Annotated in this window: 23 protein-coding genes, 1 tRNA gene, 1 other RNA gene and 1 pseudogene; 12 read left to right on the forward strand and 14 right to left on the reverse strand. The window is 39.1% G+C overall.

All coding sequences use genetic code 11. The features are described from left to right. Positions 1-73 precede the first annotated feature (73 nt). The 5 genes from ACMFNG_RS05665 to ACMFNG_RS05685 are packed head-to-tail and all read left to right on the forward strand — an operon-like array spanning position 74 to position 3,858. On the forward strand, positions 74-877 hold the full coding sequence (locus tag ACMFNG_RS05665; protein ID WP_011011632.1) for a DUF4129 domain-containing protein: 804 nt from the start codon (positions 74-76) through the stop codon (positions 875-877). Beyond that, positions 867-1,286, forward strand: coding sequence for a hypothetical protein (locus ACMFNG_RS05670; protein WP_011011633.1), 420 nt, complete (start codon positions 867-869; stop codon positions 1,284-1,286). The genes ACMFNG_RS05665 and ACMFNG_RS05670 overlap by 11 nt, the downstream gene beginning before the upstream one ends. Then, positions 1,273-2,217: an AAA family ATPase gene (locus ACMFNG_RS05675; RefSeq protein WP_011011634.1), complete on the forward strand. Its 945-nt coding sequence runs from the start codon at positions 1,273-1,275 to the stop codon at positions 2,215-2,217. The genes ACMFNG_RS05670 and ACMFNG_RS05675 overlap by 14 nt, the downstream gene beginning before the upstream one ends. A gap of 10 nt (positions 2,218-2,227) precedes the next feature. Further along, complete coding sequence (locus ACMFNG_RS05680; RefSeq protein ID WP_011011635.1) at positions 2,228-3,451, forward strand: DUF58 domain-containing protein; 1,224 nt, start codon at positions 2,228-2,230, stop codon at positions 3,449-3,451. Continuing rightward, positions 3,445-3,858, forward strand: coding sequence for a hypothetical protein (locus ACMFNG_RS05685; protein ID WP_011011636.1), 414 nt, complete (start codon positions 3,445-3,447; stop codon positions 3,856-3,858). The genes ACMFNG_RS05680 and ACMFNG_RS05685 overlap by 7 nt, the downstream gene beginning before the upstream one ends. Here ACMFNG_RS05685 and ACMFNG_RS05690 read toward each other — a convergent pair. The 4 genes from ACMFNG_RS05690 to cgi121 form a co-directional block, all read right to left on the reverse strand. Beyond that, positions 3,851-5,041, reverse strand: coding sequence for an MFS transporter (locus tag ACMFNG_RS05690; protein ID WP_011011637.1), 1,191 nt, complete (start codon positions 5,039-5,041; stop codon positions 3,851-3,853). The two genes, ACMFNG_RS05685 and ACMFNG_RS05690, sit on opposite strands and share 8 nt — an antisense overlap. 10 nt (positions 5,042-5,051) lie before the next feature. After that, positions 5,052-5,312 carry a TMEM165/GDT1 family protein gene (locus ACMFNG_RS05695; protein ID WP_011011638.1) on the reverse strand — a complete coding sequence of 87 codons (261 nt, stop codon included), beginning with the start codon at positions 5,310-5,312 and terminating at the stop codon, positions 5,052-5,054. A 10-nt stretch (positions 5,313-5,322) separates the two neighbouring features. Next, positions 5,323-6,495: a pyridoxal phosphate-dependent aminotransferase gene (locus tag ACMFNG_RS05700; protein WP_011011639.1), complete on the reverse strand. Its 1,173-nt coding sequence runs from the start codon at positions 6,493-6,495 to the stop codon at positions 5,323-5,325. A 161-nt stretch (positions 6,496-6,656) separates the two neighbouring features. After that, positions 6,657-7,085, reverse strand: coding sequence for a KEOPS complex subunit Cgi121 (gene cgi121 / locus ACMFNG_RS05705; protein WP_011011640.1), 429 nt, complete (start codon positions 7,083-7,085; stop codon positions 6,657-6,659). A 203-nt stretch (positions 7,086-7,288) separates the two neighbouring features. Here cgi121 and ACMFNG_RS05710 point away from each other — a divergent pair, with 203 nt between their 5' ends. The 4 genes from ACMFNG_RS05710 to ACMFNG_RS05725 are packed head-to-tail and all read left to right on the forward strand — an operon-like array spanning position 7,289 to position 9,867. Beyond that, positions 7,289-7,477 (forward strand): ribbon-helix-helix domain-containing protein, encoded by a 189-nt coding sequence (locus ACMFNG_RS05710; RefSeq protein ID WP_048059034.1) that lies wholly within the window; start codon positions 7,289-7,291, stop codon positions 7,475-7,477. A gap of 18 nt (positions 7,478-7,495) precedes the next feature. Continuing rightward, a complete protein-coding gene (gene ftsZ / locus ACMFNG_RS05715; protein WP_011011642.1) occupies positions 7,496-8,722 on the forward strand; it encodes a cell division protein FtsZ in 1,227 nt (408 codons plus the stop codon). Between the two features lie 46 nt (positions 8,723-8,768). Further along, a complete protein-coding gene (locus ACMFNG_RS05720; RefSeq protein WP_011011643.1) occupies positions 8,769-9,545 on the forward strand; it encodes a ParA family protein in 777 nt (258 codons plus the stop codon). Next, complete coding sequence (locus ACMFNG_RS05725; protein ID WP_011011644.1) at positions 9,526-9,867, forward strand: hypothetical protein; 342 nt, start codon at positions 9,526-9,528, stop codon at positions 9,865-9,867. The genes ACMFNG_RS05720 and ACMFNG_RS05725 overlap by 20 nt, the downstream gene beginning before the upstream one ends. Here the strand turns inward: ACMFNG_RS05725 and ACMFNG_RS05730 are convergent. From ACMFNG_RS05730 to ACMFNG_RS05745, 4 genes are read right to left on the reverse strand one after another with little or no spacing between them, the layout of a single operon-like run. Further along, entirely contained in the window at positions 9,847-10,656 is an 810-nt protein-coding gene (locus ACMFNG_RS05730; RefSeq protein ID WP_011011645.1) for an energy-coupling factor ABC transporter ATP-binding protein, read from the reverse strand. The genes ACMFNG_RS05725 and ACMFNG_RS05730 overlap by 21 nt on opposite strands. Next, entirely contained in the window at positions 10,653-11,306 is a 654-nt protein-coding gene (locus ACMFNG_RS05735; protein WP_011011646.1) for an energy-coupling factor transporter transmembrane component T family protein, read from the reverse strand. Before ACMFNG_RS05735 ends, ACMFNG_RS05730 begins: the two co-directional genes overlap by 4 nt. Positions 11,307-11,308: 2 nt before the next feature. After that, the gene (locus tag ACMFNG_RS05740; RefSeq protein ID WP_011011647.1) at positions 11,309-11,560 is read right to left on the reverse strand and encodes a PDGLE domain-containing protein; all 252 of its coding nucleotides are present in this window, start codon (positions 11,558-11,560) and stop codon (positions 11,309-11,311) included. Continuing rightward, positions 11,557-12,171: an energy-coupling factor ABC transporter permease gene (locus ACMFNG_RS05745; RefSeq protein WP_011011648.1), complete on the reverse strand. Its 615-nt coding sequence runs from the start codon at positions 12,169-12,171 to the stop codon at positions 11,557-11,559. Before ACMFNG_RS05745 ends, ACMFNG_RS05740 begins: the two co-directional genes overlap by 4 nt. 175 nt (positions 12,172-12,346) lie before the next feature. Here ACMFNG_RS05745 and acdAII point away from each other — a divergent pair, with 175 nt between their 5' ends. From acdAII to ACMFNG_RS05760, 3 genes are read left to right on the forward strand one after another with little or no spacing between them, the layout of a single operon-like run. Then, complete coding sequence (gene acdAII / locus ACMFNG_RS05750; RefSeq protein ID WP_011011649.1) at positions 12,347-13,720, forward strand: acetate--CoA ligase I subunit alpha; 1,374 nt, start codon at positions 12,347-12,349, stop codon at positions 13,718-13,720. Beyond that, positions 13,713-15,653 carry an indolepyruvate ferredoxin oxidoreductase subunit alpha gene (gene iorA, locus ACMFNG_RS05755; protein ID WP_011011650.1) on the forward strand — a complete coding sequence of 647 codons (1,941 nt, stop codon included), beginning with the start codon at positions 13,713-13,715 and terminating at the stop codon, positions 15,651-15,653. Before acdAII ends, iorA begins: the two co-directional genes overlap by 8 nt. 2 nt (positions 15,654-15,655) lie before the next feature. Continuing rightward, positions 15,656-16,264 (forward strand): indolepyruvate oxidoreductase subunit beta, encoded by a 609-nt coding sequence (locus ACMFNG_RS05760; RefSeq protein WP_048192917.1) that lies wholly within the window; start codon positions 15,656-15,658, stop codon positions 16,262-16,264. Positions 16,265-16,353: 89 nt separating this feature from the next. Here the strand turns inward: ACMFNG_RS05760 and ACMFNG_RS05765 are convergent, their stop codons facing one another. The 6 genes and pseudogenes from ACMFNG_RS05765 to ACMFNG_RS05790 all read right to left on the reverse strand — a co-directional run bounded on the left by ACMFNG_RS05765 (position 16,354) and on the right by ACMFNG_RS05790 (position 22,022). Further along, positions 16,354-16,782, reverse strand: coding sequence for a Tfx family DNA-binding protein (locus ACMFNG_RS05765; RefSeq protein ID WP_011011652.1), 429 nt, complete (start codon positions 16,780-16,782; stop codon positions 16,354-16,356). A 44-nt stretch (positions 16,783-16,826) separates the two neighbouring features. Beyond that, an RNA gene (locus tag ACMFNG_RS05770) (C/D box small nucleolar RNA) lies at positions 16,827-16,882 on the reverse strand. Positions 16,883-17,392: 510 nt separating this feature from the next. Continuing rightward, a complete protein-coding gene (locus ACMFNG_RS05775) occupies positions 17,393-19,420 on the reverse strand; it encodes a Piwi domain-containing protein (RefSeq protein ID WP_430515097.1) in 2,028 nt (675 codons plus the stop codon). Positions 19,421-19,531: 111 nt separating this feature from the next. Beyond that, positions 19,532-19,669 (reverse strand): annotated as a pseudogene (locus ACMFNG_RS05780) (argonaute domain-containing protein); the annotation flags it as partial. A 207-nt stretch (positions 19,670-19,876) separates the two neighbouring features. After that, a tRNA-Arg gene (locus ACMFNG_RS05785) sits at positions 19,877-19,954 on the reverse strand. Between the two features lie 631 nt (positions 19,955-20,585). Continuing rightward, positions 20,586-22,022, reverse strand: coding sequence for a hypothetical protein (locus ACMFNG_RS05790; protein WP_011011655.1), 1,437 nt, complete (start codon positions 22,020-22,022; stop codon positions 20,586-20,588). Positions 22,023-22,057: the final 35 nt, after the last annotated feature.

The following is a 22,057-nucleotide window of genomic DNA, read 5'->3' on the forward strand; positions in this document are numbered from 1 at the left end:
AATGAGAACTTGTTCACTTAAGAACATATATGAGCACACAAGGTTTTTTATTTTGAACTACCAATAGAGCTCGATGAAAAAATCTTTGATAGTATTTTTTGCCATTCTAGTGGTAATGGGCATATTGTATGGTTCAACTACTGGAAGGGTAAGAAGTGCATTTAGTAGTTCTATCTTGAGCGCTCTTTTTTTATGGATGTCCCTAATATCCTTAATTTTTCTTGCCTTGCTGTTGATAGCATTTGTTATTCTGGTTCGTGAAAAGGATCTGGAGGCAAGAGGGCATTTAAGGGCTAGCCTTGCATTTTTGAAATATTGGTTGATTGTTGCAGCTGCTCTCTTTTTGTACGCATCGTTTTATCTTTCAAAGCTCTTCAAGGTTAAAGAAATGGAAAACATTACTCAAACAACAGACCATGTAGTTGTTCCTCCTTCCTTTTTTGAGACACCCTCAGAGGCAACTCTTGCTTCGGTTTTTGTCTACATCCCAATAATATTCTTTGCAATAATCTTCGTCTTGGCACTTCTTTCAATGGGGCGAGATGTGAATGAATTAAGAAAAACGAGACAAATTAAAAGGGAGCTTGAGGCCTTTGATAAAAAGGTTGATGATCTTGGTGTAGATGCATTTTCTGATCCTAGGGAGGCAGTGATAGAATTTTATCGTAAAGCTGTCTTATGGTTGGAAATCCTGGGAATTCCCTATCGGGAAAGTTGGACTCACTGGGAACATGCGAAGAAAGTTGAATATAAGAAGAAGGCTTATGTCGAACTTGCTAGACTCTTTGAAAAGGCCAAGTATGCGCCTGAAAAGGTAACTATGGATGACGCAAGGAGGGCATATGAACTGTACAAGGTGATTAAGGGTGAGAGTTGAAAAGGGTCGCCTAGTTATTGTATTGGTAGGAATAAGCGCTTTCTTGATCCCTTCTTATGTGATTAGATGGCTACTTGCGATTTTTGTTACGGCACTCTTGTTTATTAAATCAGTGGAAGGATGGGAGCCTAAGAGGAAAACAAGTATTTTCTCAAACTTTTTGGAGTTAAGGAGGGATGAAGTTAAGAGATTAGCAAAAATAATCAGCAGAGGAGAGAAGAGTGGGGTATCGAGGAGAATAGTCAAAGAACATTTATTGGAAGCATATAATATTTTAGGGTATGAGTATTCTGAGCTTAACAGCTCTCCACCCTCAGGAATAAAGGTTCTTGAAGAAGAAGGAAACTTTTTAGAAAGACTAAATGAGGCATTAGATTTATTGGAGGGCGAAATAAATGAGGGTGCATAAGAAGGCTGAAAGAGTTATTGAAGAAGTAAAGAAGGCAATAGTTGGAAAAGATGATGTACTAAAATTAGTTTTGACTTCAATACTTGCCGATGGTCATATATTGATTGAAGATCTCCCAGGGTTGGCGAAAACTTTGATGGCGAAGAGCTTTGCAAAGGCTTTGGGCTTAGAATTCAAAAGAGTGCAGTTTACTCCAGATCTTCTTCCAAGCGATATAATTGGAGTCAATGTTTTTAACCAGAAGACTTTGGAGTTTGAATTCAAAAAAGGTCCAGTATTTACGAATATTCTTTTGGCTGATGAAATAAATAGGGCTCCTCCAAAGACTCAGTCAGCACTTTTGGAGGCCATGCAAGAAAAACAAGTCACTGTTGAGGGCAAAACGTATCAACTTCCCCGCCCCTTCATAGTTATAGCAACTCAAAATCCAATAGAACAGGAAGGGACGTATCCCCTTCCAGAGGCTCAATTGGATAGATTTTTAGTTAGGCTGAGAGTGGGTTATCCAAGTAAAGAGGATGAAAAGGAAATTCTCAGGAGACGTATAGAGAGAAAGCAGGAAGAAGTTGAAATAGATACTGTTCTTTCGCCCGAAGAGCTTCTGGAAATGCAGAGAGAGATTGAGGATGTTTACGTGAGTGAAGCAATTATAGAATATATAACCTCCATTGTTTGGGCCACTAGGGAGGACAGAAAGAACATTGAAGTGGGTGTTTCTCCCAGGGGAAGTCTGGCATTGCTGAAGCTCTCTAGAGCATACGCAGCGATTGAAGGAAGAGACTATGTAATTCCCGATGACGTTAAGGCCGTTGCTGTTCCAGCTTTAAGCCATAGAATTATTCTAAAGAGGGAGCTTTGGTACACTAGGGTAAGTCAAGAGAGCGTTATTATGAAGATACTCGAAAAAGTTCCTGTCCCCAAGTTTGAGTAAGGGATGAAACATGAGGCCCAGCGGAAGGGCTTACAGCCTAGCAGTGGCCACCTGGGTAATAATATTTGCTTCTTATGCCTTTCTTAAATGGACAGGCGTTTTCCTTACAATTCCGATTTTTACCCTAATAATGTTCTCTACCCTATTCTTTAAGCCAAATTTGGATGTCGAAGTTAGGAGGATTGTGAGTCAAGAAAGAGTTATTGAAGGTGGAGAAGCTGAAATTGAAATTATTGTAAAAAGCAAAGAGAGGATAAGGTCACTCTACATTGAAGACCTAACTCCCCCTTCTCTGGAAGTAATTGGAAAGAATTCCTGGGTTATTTCTCTTGAGGAAGAAGATGAGAAAAAATTGAGGTATAAGGTTAAAGTTAGAAGAGGTATCCATGAGTTTCCTGGGATTAGAATTGTTTATAGAGATCCTCTCGGCATCTTTGAAGAGGATAGAATCATTGAAGCTTACGATGAAGTGGTTGGTGTTCCCAGGCTTGAAGATATAGTGACTCCATATTCTACTAAAGGAACGAAGATAACCACTGGGCCTCTTCCTTCTCCAAGAATAGGGGAAGGATTAGAGTTTCATGCAGTTAGAGAGTATCACCCTGGAGATCCAATTAAGATAATGAACTGGAAAGCAACAGCAAAGGTAGGAAAGCTCATGGTAAATGAATTTGAAAGTGAAAGGAAGGTGGATGTTGTTTTGGTCATTGATGCAACTTACAAGGCTGGAGAAGTTTTTGATCATATGATGAGAGCAGCGGCTTCTCTTCTGTTTGATTCCCTTAAGAACGGTACAAGTTTTGGGCTTTTAATTTCGGAGTCAGTTCCACTTTGGATGAAGGTTGATTACGGAAAGCGGCACTTCTTTAAGTGCATAGATGTCTTAAGTATGGCAAGTCCCGACAAGAACAACTTGATAGCTTATCAAGTGGAGCATTTAGCTAGGACGAAAATCCCTCCCAGGGCTCAAATAATCTTCATTTCACCCTTCATGACAAAAGAGAGTGAAGATGCTCTCATAACTATGTATAGGTTTGGTTACAGAATTGTTGCAATAAGTCCTGACCCGTATTCACTTATAAAGCCAAAGACAAGAGAAGAGGAGTTGGCCGTTAGGTTGCTCAGCTTGAAGAGAAAAGCTCGGATTAGAAAGCTTAGGAGCTACGCTCCAATAATAGATTGGAATGTAAATGTTCCGCTAAAATCTGCTGTTTTGGAGGTGGTAAAATGGTGAAAAGATTATTCTCAATATTATTGGCCCTTATGCTTGGATTAATTCTGTATACATTACCAAGTGGGAAACTTCTGATTCCTCTCTTAATTCTTCCGTTTATCTCTTTCGCCCTGGGAGGGATTTTTTTGGCTTTGTTAGGAGTATTTCTAGTTTTAAAAGGCTACACAAATATTTTAGGAATTTTTATTATTGCCTTATCTCTCCTTCTCTTGGAAATAACAGAAATGGAAAGGGCAGAGGCACCAAAGATTCATTATGTTTACGCAATCATTGCAACCTTTCTCTCAATCCCCGCTTACCTCTTTGTGCTCTTAGTTTCCCAGGCTGGAGTTGGAATTGAGGTAACCCTTTTAGCAATAATTTTGGCCTTTTTGGTGTACTTGTTCTTCCGCTATTCCTTCAAGTAGTCTCAACTGGGAGCTTCATTCTGCTAGCAATTATTAGGGCGAGTATCCCTATTAAAGGCATCATTGAGAGTTCTATCAATGCTAGTTCTTCATTAGTCCTTGCTAGTGCCTCAGTTATGCTTGGGGCAATGGCATTCGCTGAATTGGAAATTAGGCCTAAAGCAAAGTTTGCCCTGGGGACTACGTTTTCTGGATATGTAGCTGGAGCGCTGGTCCAAAATGCTGGGCCTGTCCCCTGTAGAGCACCAACTAAAACTACGCTAAAGAGTGCTAATTCATAGTTTCCAGATAGCATAGCCTTGGAGTACAGGAGTAGTCCTGCAAAGCCGAATGCATAGGCAATTATCATGACTTTAACTATTGCGTTGAATAATCCTCTTGGAGTGGTGTTCTTCTTTGAGAGTACAAATCCCAGGTATCCAAAGGCTATGCTCCAAAGTGCCTTTGATAGGTTTAGCGTTGTTGAGAGAGTTGAGACGTGATCTTTTGTCCATCCTATGTCGTATCCAAGCTTGGTTGTGAAGCCTATTATCGTGAAGATTACCCAAAGGGCCGGGAAGAACGTAAATCCAAGAGCCCACGTGAAGGGTAGCTTCCAAACGTTTATTCTTGCATCTCCAGATTTTGGATGCTTTATTTCAAAGTCTTCAACTAGGAGGAACCATAGTAAGTAAACTAAATATATTACTAGGCCAGTAATTACAAAGCCCGTTTTCCAGTCTACATATCCCAACAAATATCTGGCAGCAATGTTTCCAAAGACTCCTCCCCAGAATATCCCTGACAGGATTATTCCTTTGGCGAAAGGCCTCTCAGCTATAAAGTATCTAGCTATCTGCGTGCTGAAAAGTGGTACTAGCCCAACTACAAATCCTTGGATAAATCTTAAAAAGACGACTATATTCCAGTTTCCTACAAATGGAATCAGGATTTGTGGAATTGCTGCCCAGGAGACGGCTATTCCTACGCTTCTTTTGAAAGAACCTTCGTATATTCTTGTGTGCCCCAGGAGAAAGGCCACAAAGAGACCAAAAACATAAGCTACGTGTTGGAGATCATACTGATCTGATGTTATGTTGAAGTGCCCAATTATGTCAGGCTTTGCAACGCTCATAAAAGTTAGCGTTCCAAAACCAGCCGTCATAACTAGGGTGTCCAATATGACGGTCTTCCACCTTCCCATTTTGCCTCCCTCACTCCTTTATTATCATTAGAATTCCAAAGATTATGAAAAATACACCTGCAATTTTGTGGAGCACACTTGCGGGGACAAATTCTCTTAGTTTCTCACCTACAAGAGCTCCAATTAGATTTACAAGGACCAAAGCTGTTGCAGCGCCGACAAATGCTTTGAACCATCCATATTTAGAGGCAAAAGCTATTGTAGCTAGCTGAGTCTTATCTCCAAATTCGGCTAAAAAGATTGCAATGAAAATGCTAAGAATTTCTTTCATAATTATCCCTCTATATTTCTTCTAGGGCCTTTTCTATCCTGTCCATTGCCTCTATAAGTTTTTCTCTGCTTGTTGCATAGCTAATTCTCACATATCCCTCTCCATTTTCTCCAAAGGCCGTTCCTGGGATCACTACTACCTTGGCCTTCTCTAGCAACCACTCACTGAATTCCTCGCTACTCATCTCGGTCTCGCTTATATTGGGGAATACGTAGAATGCTCCCTTGGGCTCTCTTACCTTTATGTATGGCATTTTTCTCAATCTTTGTAGGACTAGTTTTCTTCTCTCGTTGTATTCTTTTCTCATCTCTTCCACTGCCTTCCAACTTTCTTTACTTCTGAGAGCTTCTATTCCAGCAACTTGGACGAACGAAGCAACATTCCCTATTATGTAGGCGTGGAGTTTAATCATTTCCCTTATTATTTGGGTAGGTGCTATGACAAATCCAAGTCTCCATCCAGTCATTGCGAAAGTCTTCGAGAATGAGTTTGCGAGAATGGTATTGTCGGGAGCAAATTTTATCATTGGATAGTGCTTTGCATCATCATATAAGAAGTGCTCATAGGGTTCATCACTCAGAATGTAAATGTTATAATCCTCAGCAACATCCGCTATAGCTTTGGCTGTCTCCTTATCTAAAACTGCTCCGGTTGGGTTGTTTGGATAGTTTATGACTATCATCCTAGTTCTCTTTGTAATTCTTTCTAGTAGCTCGTCTATATCTGGCTTGAAGTCATTTTCCTCCCTTAGAGGTAGTCTTATGGGCTTTGCCTCTGCAAGCTTCGCATCTTCAACATAACAAACGAATGCTGGGTCTGGTATAATTACCTCATCCCCCTGCTCTAGCATGGTCTCAAATGCAAGATATGTGGCTTCATAAGCTCCAGCAGTCACCAAAACGTTGTCTACTTCCACATCAATTCCATAGAACTTCTTGTAGTATTCCGCGATAGCTTCTCTTAGCTCTGGAATTCCGGCATTTGGAGTGTAATGAGTCCACCCTTCGTCTAAGGCTCTCTTTGCAGCTTCCTTTATGTTATTCGGGGTATCAAAGTCAGGCTCACCTATACCAAGAGATATCACGTTTTCCATTTTAGATGCTCTTTCAAACAACTCTCTAATCTTTGAACGCTGGATAACTCCAATTCTGTGGGCCATAAAATATTTCCTCTTTTCTTTCATACGGAGTTCCCTCATGGGGGAATAGGGAAATTCTTTATAAATTCTTTGGAGTTTGGGATTAAAAAGCGGTTTTAGGCTTTTTTAAGGTTCTATCAAAAATATTTCAAAGATAAAAGCTATAGCTCAATTAAATTTTTGATTACCATCTGTTAAATTGAAAGTTATAGGGCCTCTATTATTGCTATATCCTCAAAGGCCTTCTTAGCATACTCCAAGTCACATCTTTCTAATTCGAGCTCCTTTATCTCAAGTGTTGAAAGGATTTTCTGAAGCAATGCGGAGGCATTTTCTCCAAAAGTAACGATGTAATTTTCTCCCTCTTTTGCGCCAACTTTTTTGATAGCCTCTTTTATCTGCCTATTTCCACTAAGCCTCACTAGAATTTCTCCTGGAACTGTCTTTGCTATGCTTCTTCCTTCTTTTACAGCCTTTATTGCAATAATAGTGGCGAATATAACTTTATCTGCACATTCTGCATTTACAACTTGGTAATCTCCCTTAAACCTATCGAAGAGCTTGTTAATTTGCTCGTCTGTTAGCCATACTTTTGATATGCATATTTCTCCAACTTTTGTTCTGATTTCAAGCATGTGGGTAGAATTTTACTCCTCCTATTTATTCCTTTCTCACCATTGTTTAACATTTAGCTTTAAAAAAATTAAGTCAACAAAGGACCAAAATTAAATTTTTTTAAAATTCATATTACAAGAAAAATAAATCAAGCCAAAAAATATTTAACTTAGTTATATGCATAGTCAAAATAGTGAATACTGGTGCTCAGGGTGTTTCAGAGATGAGCAGAATGAAAATCATTAGTGTCCAACTGCCTCAAAGTCTTATCCATGGTTTAGATGCCCTCGTTAAGAGGGGAATTTATCCTAATAGAAGTGAAGCAATTAGGGTAGCAATAAGAGAGCTTCTAAAAAAGGAGCTCTACAAGGAAGAAATCCAAGAAGAAATTCCTGAGTATGTTGTTAAATAATAGTTGGGGGAGGGGAAAATGCTTGAGAAGTTATTAGAGCAGGCAGGAATAAAGCTTGACTTTGATGGGGAAGAGGAAAAGAAATCTGAAATTGTTGACGAATTTTCTGGATATAAGATAAACATTGCAGTTGTTGGAGTTGGAGGGTCTGGAAACAATACAATTTCGAGGCTTTATGATCTTGGAGTTCAGGGGGCAGATTTAATAGCAATGAATACCGACGCCCAACACTTGGCAATAACTAAGGCTCACAAGAAAGTCCTTCTCGGTAAGCACATAACTCAAGGTAAGGGATCTGGTGGAGATCCAAAAGTTGGTTATTTGGCTGCAGAAGCTAGTGCTCAAGAAATCGCTGCAGCTGTAGATGGATACGATCTTGTTTTTATAACGGCGGGAATGGGTAACGGTACTGGAACTGGGGCTGCTCCAGTTGTAGCTAGAATAGTTAAGGAAACTGCAAGGAATAATGGAAGATTCCAGGAGCCTCTTGTTGTTAGTGTTGTGACATTCCCATTTAAGACTGAAGGAACTGTGAGAATAGAAAAAGCTAAGTGGGGTATCCAGAGACTATTGGAATACTCTGATACCGTTATAATAATTCAAAACGACAAGTTACTAGAACTAGTTCCTAAACTTCCCTTACAATCTGCTTTCAGGTTTGCCGACGAGTTAATTGCAAGAATGGTTAAAGGAATTGTGGAGACAATAAAGCTTAATTCAATAGTCAACATAGATTTTGCAGATGTCTATAGCATAATGAAAGGAGGAGGACCTGCTTTAATAGGAATAGGAGAGAGTGATTCAAACAATAGAGCTGTTGATGCGGTGAACAATGCTTTGACTAATAAAATGCTTGATGTTGAATTTGGAAGTGGCGAAAAAGCTTTGGTACACTTTACAATAGGACCAGATGTAAGTTTAGAAGAGATAAACAAGGCTATGGAAGTAGTGTACGAAAAGCTTAGTGAGAAGAGCGAAATAAAATGGGGAGCTATGGTAGATCCAGAGATGGGGAAGACAGTTAGAGCCATGGTAATAATGACTGGTGTTAGAAGTCCCTACATCCTGGGAAATGTAAATGCTCTAACTGACTCTTCTTCCTGGGTTGTTCCAAAAGACAGGAGATTAATTGGAGATCCAAGGATTGAAAAAATGTTTCCTGACTTTAATGGCTCAAGAGCTGGAAGAAAGAGGCCCTCTGTGGGAGATGCAATACTAAAGGAGCTTGGATTTAAAGAGTTATAAAAACTTTTAAAATTCTTTCCTTCTTCATTTCCTTTAGGTGGCTTTAATGGGGGTAGTTGTGAGTATTGCCAACCAAAAAGGTGGGGTTGGAAAGACTACAATAACGCTTAACCTAGGGTACGCCCTCTCTAAAATGGGAAAGAAAGTTCTTCTAGTCGATGTTGATCCTCAATTCAATTTGACATTTGCCTTAATTGGAATGGATGTTATAAATTACAGTGACAAAAATGTGGGGACTTTAATGACAAAGGAGAGCTCGATTGAAGATACAATAGTTGAGATAAACCAAAATCTTCACTTAATTCCGAGCCATCTAATGCTAGCATCAAAAGAAATAGAAATAATTAACACGTACAACAGAGAAAGAAGGTTAGAGAAAGCTCTAAAACCGGTGTTTCCTGAGTATGATTATATTTTAATTGATAATCCACCAAGCATGGGAGTATTTCTAGTGAACTCTCTTACGGCATCAGATTTCGTTTTAATTCCACTAGAGCTCAGCTACTTTGGAGTAATAGGAATGCAACTCATGTTTAACTTAATGAAAATGATTAGGGAAGAAACCAACGACAGTTTAAGACTTATGGGCATAGTGCCAAATAAATTTACCAAGCAGACTAGAGTGCCTCAAATGAGGCTAAAAGAGCTTAAGGAACTTTATCCAGAGGCTCCAATTCTTCCAACGATACCAAAATCTATATCAATAGAAAAGGCCCAGGGAGAGGGTAAGAGCATTTTTGAATATGAACCCAATGGCAAAGCTAGTAGGGCTTTTGAAAAGTTAGCAAGAGAGGTGGTAAGAATTGCCGAAGGAGAAGAATGAAAAAGGGAAAATACCAAAGTTGTTTTTGGGATCTCTGGACGATTTAACAAAACCTGCTCCTCCATCAAAAAAAGAGGAAAAAGACTTGAAGCACGAAAAGAAGCAGAAAACTCTCTACATTTCTTTGGACACGAACAGAAAGTTAATCGAGCTATATGGAGAGGAAGGAAGGAGGCAAAGTAAAATTATAGAGGATGCCGTGGACTTGTATTATTACCTTAAAAAGGCTCTGGGAGAGAGGAAGTTTGATGAGTTGCTGGAGGTTGTAAAGAGAGAAGACGTGGAGTTTCTTAGAGAATACTTATCCAAGTTTAAGCTTTGATTTTAATACCCTTTTGGCGTCATCTAAACTTTTTGGCAACTCAAGGCCTAATTCAAAAAACAGTTCAATAATTAAAGGAACATCTAGGTTATTCCTTTTTAATATTTCTGGAATTAGAACTTCTCCTGGTTCCCCCACCCTTATAACTTCCCCATTTGCTAGAAGTAAAATTCTATCGCATTCTAATAAATATTCAGCTTCGTGAGTAACAATGATCACTGTTTTGCCTTCTTTTCTAAGAGTTTTTATAACATCCCATACTAGCTTCTTTCCCTTAAAGTCAAGGTTTGCAAACGGCTCATCAAAAATGACTATCTGAGGATTCATTGCTAGAATAGCCGCTATTGCAACTCTTTTCTTTTCTCCAAAGCTCAAACTTTTTATCTCTCGATCAATGTAGCCTTCCATCCCAACAAGTTTTAGCGAGTTAAAGACAACATCCTCTAAATCTTTTCCTCTAACTCCAAGGTTATATGGGCCAAAGCCAACCTCTTCTCTCACGGTTGGACAAAAAAGCTGGTCATTAGGATCTTGGAACACTATTCCAACTAATTTTCTGACTTCCCTGGGATTTTTCCTAACATCAATGCCACTTACAAGTACTCTTCCCCTTTTTGCTTTTAATATTCCATTAAGGTGAAGCACGAGGGTTGATTTTCCAGCACCATTAGGGCCTAATATCCCAAATAATTCTCCTTCATTTACTGTAAATGAAACGTTTCTAAGAACGTAGTTTTTCCCATCGTAGGATGAATATAGGTTCTCCACCACTATTATGGGCTGCTTCATAAGAAGAAACCTCCTAGTGTGAGTATTATAAATAATGGATGAACTTTTTTGTTCCCACTAAATGTAGGGAATTCAGAAAAATTCCTTGCCTGCATTGCCCAACTAACTTTTATCCCTCTTATATATACTCTTCTCACTAGTTCTCCAATCATTAACCCCAGGGTTTTGTAATACTCTACTTTAGACAATCCAAAAGCTCTGGAATCTAATGCCCTCTTCATCCTTTTAATTTCTTGGCTGAACAACTCGAGGTAGGCATAGGCCAATGCGAGAGTAAGTAGTATAATGGAAGGTACTTTGAGCTCCTTTAGTTCATTTAATATTGTTGATATGCCCACTGCACTCGTTACTGTGAGGATTGTAGCTGAGGACAGGAATGCTTTTGAAAACAGTAACACAAACATTTGAATACCCTCTTCAGTTATCTCTCCGAATGGTGTTGAAAGTATTGGTTTACCTGGGTTAAAAATAGCCATTGCAAATATTCCAAGTTCTATGCCCGAGAGAGCTAGAAGCGATTTGAATATAGACTTTTTTGGCCTGAAATAAAGAAGTAGGGCTAGAAAAACTACTAAAAAGTACCATAACTCATAAATATCCTTCCTAGTTGAGAGTATGAAGGAATAAAGAAAGAGAAATAGGACGTTCATACTCATACCCTCTTGATCAACATTCCTATTAGGTAAGCTGTTCCAAACACCATTGCAACTCCCAAGAGCCCCATAAGAACTCCTTCTATCCAGCTTTCTCCATAGCTTAGAGGGGCTGTGTATATTATCTTTTCTTCTAGCCCCACTTTTTCCATAGTGGCTTCTAACCCGTCAGGATTCGAGGAAGCCAGGGGAAGTGTAATTGCTAGTGCGAGAATAATAACAAGAAATCCTAAGATTATTTGTCTTTTCATGTTGGAACACCTCCAATACTTGCTACTTTACCTTTCACTGCTTTTATAACGGCCAGGGTTATCAGTGCTTCTCCAATTCCAATTATCGAATGATAAGCAACCATAAGGGAGAACACTTTTGTAAATGGCACATTTCCACTAACTCCTATTTCAATTGCTGTTAGTGCTGCTCCTATCACTACTGATAGCCAGGCTGCAAGTGCAATTCCGAGCTCTTCTTTGACTTTGCTAATTTTCTGGTAGATATAGTAGCCAAGATACGCTCCCACAGCTCCCATGTTCAATATGTTGGCTCCAAGTGCCGTTATTCCTCCGTCCCCAAAGAAGAATGTTTGGATTAGTAAAACCGTTGTCATTACAATGAAGGCGGCATGTGGGCCTAAAATTACCGCCACCAAAGCTCCTCCCAGTAAGTGCCCACTAACTCCTCCAATTATGGGGAAGTTGACCATTTGTGCTGCGAAGATTCCTGCTGCAAAAAGTCCTAATAGTGGTATCTTCTCTTCTGGGAACTCCTTTAGATTTCTAAGTGAGTACGCTAGAACGGCAATAAAACCCAAATATGTAGCGGCTATCACTGGAGGGCTCAATAGGCCGTCTGGGATATGCACATCTTATCCCTCCCTAATTTGTGTTACCAAAGTTAAAAATAGTAGCACGATTTTTAAATATTTTTTAAACATTTTGTTACCAACGTAAGGTTTGCTCATTATTGAATTCAAACGTTCATTGAGGCCTAAGAAACCTTATAAGGTAATTTTACGAGCATGAAATGGGTGGATAGGCGTGCTTGACTACTTCTTTAATCCAAGAGGAATTGCGGTAATTGGAGCTTCTAATGATCCAAAAAAGCTTGGTTACGAGGTTTTCAAGAATTTAAAAGAATATCAGGGAGGAAAAGTATACCCGGTAAATGTTAGGGAGGAAGAAGTTCAAGGAGTTAAAGCTTACAAGAGTGTCAAGGAAATTCCTGGGGAAGTAGATCTCGCAATAATTGTAGTCCCAAAGAAATTCGTCAAGCAGACGTTAATTGAATGTGGAGAAAAAGGTGTGAAGGGAGTAGTTATAATAACCGCTGGATTTGGGGAGACTGGGGAGGAAGGAAAAAGGGAGGAAAAGGAGCTCGTAGAGATAGCCCACAAGTATGGAATGAGAATAATAGGACCTAACTGTGTGGGAATAATGAACACCCATGCGAACTTGAATGCAACATTCATTACAGTGGCAAAGAAAGGAAATGTTGCCTTCATAAGCCAAAGTGGAGCGTTGGGCGCGGGAATAGTCTACAAGACAATAAAAGAGGACATTGGATTCTCAAAATTCATAAGCGTTGGAAACATGGCAGACTTAGATTTTGCCGACCTCATGGAATATCTAGCAGACACCCAGGAAGACAAGGCTATAGCGCTCTACATTGAGGGGATAAAAGATGGAAGGAGGTTCATTGAAGTTGCAAAGAAAGTCACAAAGAAGAAGCCTGTTATAGCCTTAAAGGCTGGAAAGAGTGAAAGTGGATCTAGAGCAGCAGCAAGTCATACTGGTTCACTAGCAGGGAGTTGGAAAATTTATGAAGCTGCATTCAAACAAAGTGGAGTTTTAGTTGCAAATACGATAGATGAGATGCTCAGCATGGCAAGGGCCTTTACTCAGCCTCTACCCAAAGGGAACAGAGTAGCAATAATGACCAATGCGGGAGGCCCGGGAGTTTTAACCGCAGATGAAATAGATAAGAGGGGGCTCAAACTCGCAAACTTAGAGGAGAAAACAATAGAGGAACTTAGATCTTTCCTTCCGCCAATGGCTGCAGTTAAAAATCCAGTTGACATGATTGCGAGTGCTAGGGGAGAAGATTATTATAGAACGGCAAAATTGCTTCTTCAAGATCCAAACGTTGATATTCTAATAGCAATATGTGTTGTTCCAACTTTTGCTGGAATGACACCTACTGAGCATGCGGAAGGAATAATTAGAGCTGTAAAAGAGGTTAATAATGGAAAACCTGTATTGGCTTTATTTATGGCTGGTTATGTTAGTGAAAAGGCTAAAGAATTGTTGGAGAAGAATGGAATTCCAACTTACGAAAGGCCAGAAGATGTAGCTGCCGCTGCTTATGCCCTGGTGCAACAGGCTAAGAATGTTGGAGGTGGGGTAAATGGTTAAAGTTACTGATATAGTTTTGTGGGACAAACCTGGAGAAAGGGTTCTCCTTTTAGGAAATCAGGCAATAGTTAGAGGAGCTTTGGAGGGGAATATCGCTGTTTTTGCTGCTTACCCAGGAACACCAAGTTCTGAAGTAACTGACACAATGGCCGCTGTTGCAAAGAGGGCTGGAGTTTATATGGAATACTCTACTAACGAAAAGGTAGCATTTGAGACCGCATTAAGCGCTTCCTGGGCTGGATTAAGGGCAATGACTGCGATGAAGCATGTTGGATTGAACGTTGCAATGGACAGTTTCATGACGGTTAGCTACATGGGAGTTAACGGTGGATTCATAGTAATGGTTGCAGATGACCCAAGCATGTGGAGTAGCCAAAATGAACAGGATACAAGGGCAATAGGAAAGTTCGCGAACATTCCAGTTTTAGAGCCTTCAAGTGTCCAAGAAGCAAAGGATATTGTGAAATATGGATTTGAGATCAGTGAAAAGTATGGGCAAATGGTAATTCTTAGAACAACCACAAGAAGCTCTCATATGAGGGGTGATGTGGTCTTAGGAGAGCTTCCCGAGGAAATAAAGCAAGGTAAGAGAAAGTTTGGAGAATTCAAAAAGAACCCAGAGAGGTATGTAGATATTCCTGCATTCCAGAGAAAGAAGCACCTCTGGCTACTTGAAACTATAGAGAAGTACAGAAAAGAATTTGAGAGTTCTCCTTTTAATTGGATTGAAGGAGACGGAAAGGTGGGAATAATAGCCCCAGGATTGAGCTATGCTTATGTTAAGGAAGCTTTGGCATGGTTAGGCATGGAAAACATAAGAATATTGAAGCTTGGAACACCGTTCCCCGTTCCCTATGCTCTCCTTGAGAAGTTCTTCGATGGGCTTGAAAAGGTTCTCATTGTTGAGGAACTCGAACCTGTAGTAGAGGAGCAAGTTAAGCTATGGGCTTATGATAATGACGTAAGAATTCCAATCCATGGGAAAGACTTAGTTCCAAGGGTTTACGAAATGACAACGAGGAGAGCTGTAGAGGCAATAGCCAAGTTCCTTGGAGTTAGCACTCCAATAAAGTTTGAAGAGATTGATGAGAAGTATAAGAAGGTTCAGGAGATCGTTCCTCCTAGGCCACCTAGCCTCTGTCCAGCATGTCCTCATAGGAATACATTCTTTGCTATAAGAAAGGCAGCTGGTCCAAAGGCTATATATCCAAGTGACATCGGTTGTTACACTCTTGGAGTTCTTCCGCCATTAAAGACCGTTGATACTACCATAGCTATGGGGGGATCAATAGGGATTGCTCATGGACTTAGCATAGCCCTTAATGGAGCTTTGAGTGAAGAACAGAGGAAGACTGGAAAGGAGAAGAAGGTTATAGTTGCCACAATAGGGGATTCAACGTTCTTCCACACGGGTTTGCCAGCATTAGCTAATGCCATATACAATCGCTCAAATGTCCTCATAGTTGTCATGGACAACCTAGTGACTGCAATGACTGGAGATCAGCCCAACCCAGGTACTGGTGAGACTCCACATGGAGAAGGAAGAAGGATACTTATCGAAGAAGTTGCTGCTGCAATGGGAGCTGATTTTGTTGCTGTTGTCGATCCTTACGACATAAAAGCTACCTATGAGACGATAAAGAAAGCTTTGGAAGTTGAGGGAGTTAGTGTCGTAGTTTCAAGAAGAGCCTGTGCCCTCTATAGAATTGGGCAGCTCAGGAGAGAAGGAAAGCAGTGGCCAATTTATCAAGTCAACGAAGAAAAGTGTACTGGATGTAAGGTCTGTATAAATGCTTATGGATGTCCAGCAATTTATTGGGATGCTGAAAAGAAGAAGGCTAGAGTCGATCCACTAATGTGTTGGGGATGTGGTGGATGTGCTCAAGTATGTCCATTTGGAGCTTTTGAGAAGGTTAGGGAGGGAGAGCTATGAGCCTGAAGGAGTATAACATTGTGATCACTGGAGTTGGAGGACAGGGAATTCTAACTGCTGCTAATATTCTTGGTTGGGCCGCTCTTAGGGCTGGATATAAGGTTAGAGTCGGCGAGATTCACGGAATGAGCCAGCGTTTTGGTAGCGTTATAGCTTATGTCCGCTTTGGAGAGGAAGTGTATGGTGCAATGGTCCCAGAGGGAAAGGCAGACGTTATACTTAGCTTTGAGCCTGTAGAGGCTTTGAGGTACATTAACTACTTAAAGAAGGGAGGTCTTGTATTTACAAATGCCAGGCCAATCCCACCAGTTCAAGTTTCTATGGGGATTGCAAGATATCCAAGCCTAGAGGAGATAAAGAGAATCGTGGAAGAGGATTTTGGGGGGAGATTTCTGGCATTTGATGCAGAAAAGCTCGCTATAGAAGCTGGACACGTTGTTACGACAAACGTTGTTTTGATTGGAGCATTGACACAAACCCCAGGATTCCCATTGTCTGAGGATCATGTAAGAGATGTAATAAAGCTTAGTGTTCCTCCAAAAGCTGTAGAGATCAACATGAGAGCTTTTGACTTGGGAGTAAAGACAGCGAAAGAAATGCTTGCTCTTTAACTTTCCTTTTTATTTGACTGTCCTTAATCGTCACAATAGACGCTGATCAGGGATTCATAAAATTTAGAAGTAGAGATTTTACTAATAGTTTAATCCTCTTTAATCTCTTCTATGACTAGGCAATCACCAATTCTTAACTTATTCTTTGAATCTAGAAATAGCACAAAATCCCTCTTAGCAAGCCTATCTTCAACTGGCGCATGTTCAACTAAAAACGTTATGATTTCAGCTGTACTGTAAGGAACCTTTACTCCTACTTTGTCTGCCTTTTTGAAGAACTTTTCGGGTATACTAAATATATCTTCTCCAGCTTTAATTTCCACTATCACCTTTGAGTTTATCTGCTCCCAGAGCAGTAATGTATTTCGAGCTTTCTCAATTTTTTCCATAGCTCTCTTTTCTAAAATGCTAACGTTTGCCCTGCTTGTTCCAAGAATTTTTGCAATTTCACTCTGCTTATATCCTTTAGCTCTCAACATTAGCACCTTTATCTGTTGCTCGGTGAGAAAAGTCTTCATTGTTAAGCACCCACATTTAAATCAAAAACAATAGTTAAAAGAATTGCTCAGCTATCGCGGGCTTCATCACCACTCAGGGACGTCACCCTTCGTCATCGCCAGATTAAGTTTTCCATACTGCATTAAAAATATTTTTTCGTTTCAATATATTTCTGAGAAGTTTCAACTTGAGAGTTCTTTTTTATCTTTCTCTAGAACCTCCCGATTTTAAGATTCCAGACTAATACGTTATTAGAGTCAACTTACAGCTCCTGTTCTCCCGAGAACAGGAAACCTTTTATATCTCTTTTACTGTCCTTTTAAGAACATAGGAGCATAGACAATTTATTTGGGAATACACTGAAGTTTGGAAAATAGCCTTTGAGCAAAAAATATTATGGGAACTATAAAAAAAGGCTATAAGTTGAGGAATTTAGTTCTAGTTCTCAGGCTTACTGAAGGATTAAGAGAGATAATGAAGGTAGCCAAGGAGTTCAGGGAAAGCATACAATTTACTATATCTCATACTAAAGGGTTAGACTTTTAGAAGACAAAGTAATTAAGAAAAGAGTTTTATGGAGGGATTGAGACTGATAGAGGTTAGAAATTGTTTAAATAGAAAAAGTTAATGTCAAACAAAATACAAAAATCCCTCAGCAAGGAACTCTTCTTTTATTTTCCATTCATTTCTGATTGCATTTGCAAACTTGTGAGCATAGTGAACGGGTGCTGGCAACCGCATATCAGCAGAAATACTCCCATAGTTAAGACGAGTTAAAATGAAGATATCTAAGACGTCCTGTCTAGTGATACTCTGCTTCTCGACTTTTCCATTCTTAATTATCCTCTTTTTGGCTAACTTTATTGGTATTGGTGTTCCTTTAGCTTGTTTGAGCTTATGGGGGATTAGGTATATTGCACCACCTAGGTTAAAGTACATTTTCATATTAGCAAAGGCTCTCACAGGGTGATTTTTTATCACGTCCATCGTGACCACCTCAATATCAAACATCTCGGAAATATACTTGAGCCCTTCTTCTTCGTTATTAGTAATTCTTCCATCTCTTAGAAGTAGTATTTTCTTATTATCTAGCTTAATATTGAACTCTTTAAATTTATCAACCATTTCTTTGAAAAACTCATTCATGTCAACTGATTCTCCTCTTTGTTCACCAATTTTAATTGGGACAATTTTTCGTATGTAACCTTGAGAGTCAAACATTACGGCACTACCACCTATATATCCCTCAGAACGCTTCATGGGAGCAACATCAATTCCAATGATGTAGTCATAATTGAACCTGTAATCTAGCACATAATACTTTACTCCAAGTTTAGATAATACTTGAAAAAGTAAGTTGTGTCTGACAAATAGATCAAGTCGATTTCTATCGTATTTGTCTCTTTTATTTTTTAAAGTATCTTCGTTAACCACTTGAGATATTACATTTAAATTAAAGAGTCTCCTTTTAATTTCCTCAAACTTCTCAGATGAAAGTTTATTTCTTGCAGCTATAAAGGCTAGGCCTAGTTCTTTTCCTTTCATGAAACTAGATACCTGCTCCACAACTTCTATAATACCTTTGTCAGAGTTTAAATCTTCAGTTATAACCTTTTCTTTCCCACGAAAGTCTAAAAAGGGTAATCCTATTTCATTTGTTGACCTTGCTTTTTTGGCAAGACTATTGTATTTTTTGGCAAGACTATAGTACATGCTCTTTACTAACTCCCTGAATTCATTAGTTGCAAAATTTTGAATGTCGGCAAGAAGTCCTGAATCTAGAATTATAAACATTGGTATCTCCCGTATTTTTCTGAACTTTTCTGGAACTTCATAAGGCAATATAACTGGATATTTTCGTGAATAATTCGTCCAAAGTAGTAATTGAGATTTTTGAACATTTAATTGAGAAATTGGTACACTGTTCCCTTTGTCATCTCTAACCCTTATTTTGTTTTCCAATTCTTGTGCAATTTTTTCTACTTCAATTTCACTTAATGATTTGTCTATAATGTCACTATCAACTTCTGCAAGGATGTTTTCTAAAAGCTCTTTACGTTCTTCTGGCATCAGTTTTGTATATTCTAAAATTTCTTTCGCCACGTCACTTTCTAATTGTTCGGCGTTATAAGTTGGGACAACTAATTGGGGCAAGAGATATATCTTGTAATTTTTGTTTTTCTTTATTTTAGATGCAAATTTCGCTAGAATTGCAGGTTGTTTTAAATCAACTTGGCCAAATTTTCTATAAAACTCTAATTTAGCTTCTGGAGTATTCCAATATCTTTCAATATGATAATTATACCAGTACTTTACTATTTCTTGATTATGATCAAGTTTTGGTTTTTTAGTATACTCTTCAAAGCAAGGCTTATAAACAGTTTTAAGTGGTGACGCAATGTCCTTCAGCATTAAATTTTCCTTGTGAGTCATTAAAAACTCTTCAAGCTCTTTAGGGTCTTTGTTTACAAGCTCCCACAGTGTTTTCATTGATTGTATTTGATGAATTATATGAATTACTAAATAAAAATCTTCATCATGCTTTATCACACTCATCTCAACGCTTGGAATGACCTTATAATCCCCAAAAGTTTTTGGTTTTCTAAACTTCCTAAGAAGTTTCGATAATTCATATTCACCTATTCCATTCTCCTTCAACAATCTTAAGACAAGTTTACTCTGATAGTCATTACGCAATTCCGAGAATGATATTTCACCCTCGGGAATAAATTCTCCCTCATATTCAAGCTCTTTTGTGGTGGCAATAATCAGATTCTCTGGATCAATAACAATACCAACGTTTTCATATGCAAGGCGATAAATAGAATATCCCTCTTTTTGAAGTTCTTCCTCTGGGTCATTAAAGAGCCTATATACATATATTTTATCTGGAATTATTTTTTTTATTTATCTTTACCAGATTAATAACAACTTTCGCTTTCATATTATCACCAAGTGATTACAATTAATATCATACTATTTAAAATTTAAAGCTTTCATGATATTTTTTTGGAATTATGAGGATTTTGAAGTTCTCCTAAAAGTTATCCTAAATATCATAAGTTTCTTGATCGTACCCAAGAAAATAATCTCAAAAAAAGTCTAAAAAGAACTTGGCGGACCGGCGGGGATTTGAACCCCGGACCTGCGGCTTAGGAGGCCGCCGCCCTATCCTGGCTAGGCTACCGGTCCATACTCGAAACTCTATGCTTATTAAGAATTTTTAAACCTTGCGGTGAGATTGGCAAGATAACATTATAGGTAGGGAGCGGCCCCCACGTATTTCAACACTTTTCTGATAACAGCTTAAGATCCAGCTCTTCTGCGATCTCCTGGGAGGTATATAGGACTATCTTCTCGTCCATTACCATATCTATTACTTTTCCTTTTCGGATTTATTGCAGTCTTTATCAATGCTTTTCTTGTAAGGGCAAGCAAAATATAAAGGTCTTTGATCAATAACTTGACACCAGAGAGAAGTTTTAATCTGCTTTATTCAAACTTCAACCATAGTAATGTTTTTTGGTGAGAACCTTGATTCAAAGCCCCAAAATCCTCTAATTCCCACACTAATCATCCCCACTCCTCAATTCTTTTTTCAATCGTCTCTCTCAAAAGATTTAGCTCTTCCTCCCTGTTGATGAACATTAATATGGTCAAAACCTACAGTTCCGAGGCTTATGTATACAATTCTGATCTGAATCCTTTAAAATTGCGAATACGAGCGAATTAAACGAATTGTATATTGTCAAACCTCCCTTTGTATACAGAATAGGGAAAAGAGAAGAAATTGAAGAAGAGCGCTCAGCTTCTACAGGGGTGATTATGTTTCTTTGATTTTATTTGTGGTGGTGATGCATAAGTTTGTTTCTGGGTTGCAGGGTGGTGTTGGGGTTTTGCCGTCAGTAATGACACCGAACACGAGTGGAACCTCAACTTTGGGCCCACTCTCCCCAACTTTAACATTCAAAATACTGTACATAGCATAACAATCCCTTCTAGGCTTAATATCGACGCTATATTTTGCATATGATGCTACATTCATGTATTTATAGAATCCAAATGTCAAGCTTAATGCACTTGCAAGCCTTCCAAGAGTTGGACTAATACTCGAGAGATACCTACCACCAGCATAACCAATCGGGATACTCAAGCTGGAAGTGGAAGAGAATGAATAACTTTGAGATTGTTTAATATAAATAGCATCCTCCCAGTCTCCAGTATTGCTAATCCACGTCCTCTTCCACTCCGCTTCCTTTGGGAGGCTCCAGATGTTGGGAGTTGTAGTAATCCTCGGAGGATTATTCCCATTAGACTCTGTAAAGTAAATCCCCCTTGTAGAAGACTCCCTTATTGTGTATTCCCCAGTGCTGTGTATTTTGACTGGATATGTCTGCGCAATTTCTATCCACACGTACTCCCTGGCAAGTTTATCATAAGCAGGAACCTTGGAATGAACTATAATATACTCAACCCTAATACTAAGATAACGCTCCCAAGTGTCTGAATCAACCACCAAAGGCCCTTTAGACTGGTAACTTATATATAACGCTTGTCCTTCAAACTTATGCCCCTTGGATACGCTGAGCACTGTGAAAGGACCAACATCAATCCCAATCGTCCAGTAACTATAAGTACTACTACTAAGAGATAAATCCCAGGCAAAGTATACTTCTTCTGCCACGTTATTCTCTATTTTTAGCCCCGTTATTGTTATCCATTCGTCAAAGGTTTTTGTTTTTGCGTTGCTTTCAAAGTGGAAATCCCAGTTGGGGCTTAAGCAGTACCTCCCTCCAAAGTCGATCCAACCATTTGGGCATGAGGACTGGGCTTGGTAACTCCCTTTTAAGTTTAAGTCTTTTAAGTTTAAGTCCTCTTCATTCTCAAGCCTAATCCTACTTGCGGTAATACTCTTAACTCCTAACTTTCCATCTGGGGTAATGTATAGGATTAGTGGGGTTGGAGGTGCGTAAAGGGCTTCTCCGGATGTCGAAAGCTTTCCTACCCACTCTTCTCTAGGAACTTTAACGAAAACTGGGAAAATGCCCCCTGCTTTTCCCCTTTTTAAGACTTTAATGCTTCCATTGGGGAGTGGGTAATAGATAGTGTAATTTCCAGAGCCTTCGATCTTGTAGACATCGTAGCCCAGTATTCTGGTTATCGAATCTTCATTGCTCGCCAAATAATTCAGAGCATTTACCATGTTCCCACTTAAGAATATCAACAATAGGACTCTAACTAAGAATTTTCTTCTGGACATAGTGTATTCACCAAATCATGAATAGTAATAAAACT

Source organism: Pyrococcus woesei (assembly GCF_050496105.1).
GTDB classification, from domain to species: Archaea; Methanobacteriota_B; Thermococci; order Thermococcales; family Thermococcaceae; genus Pyrococcus; species Pyrococcus furiosus.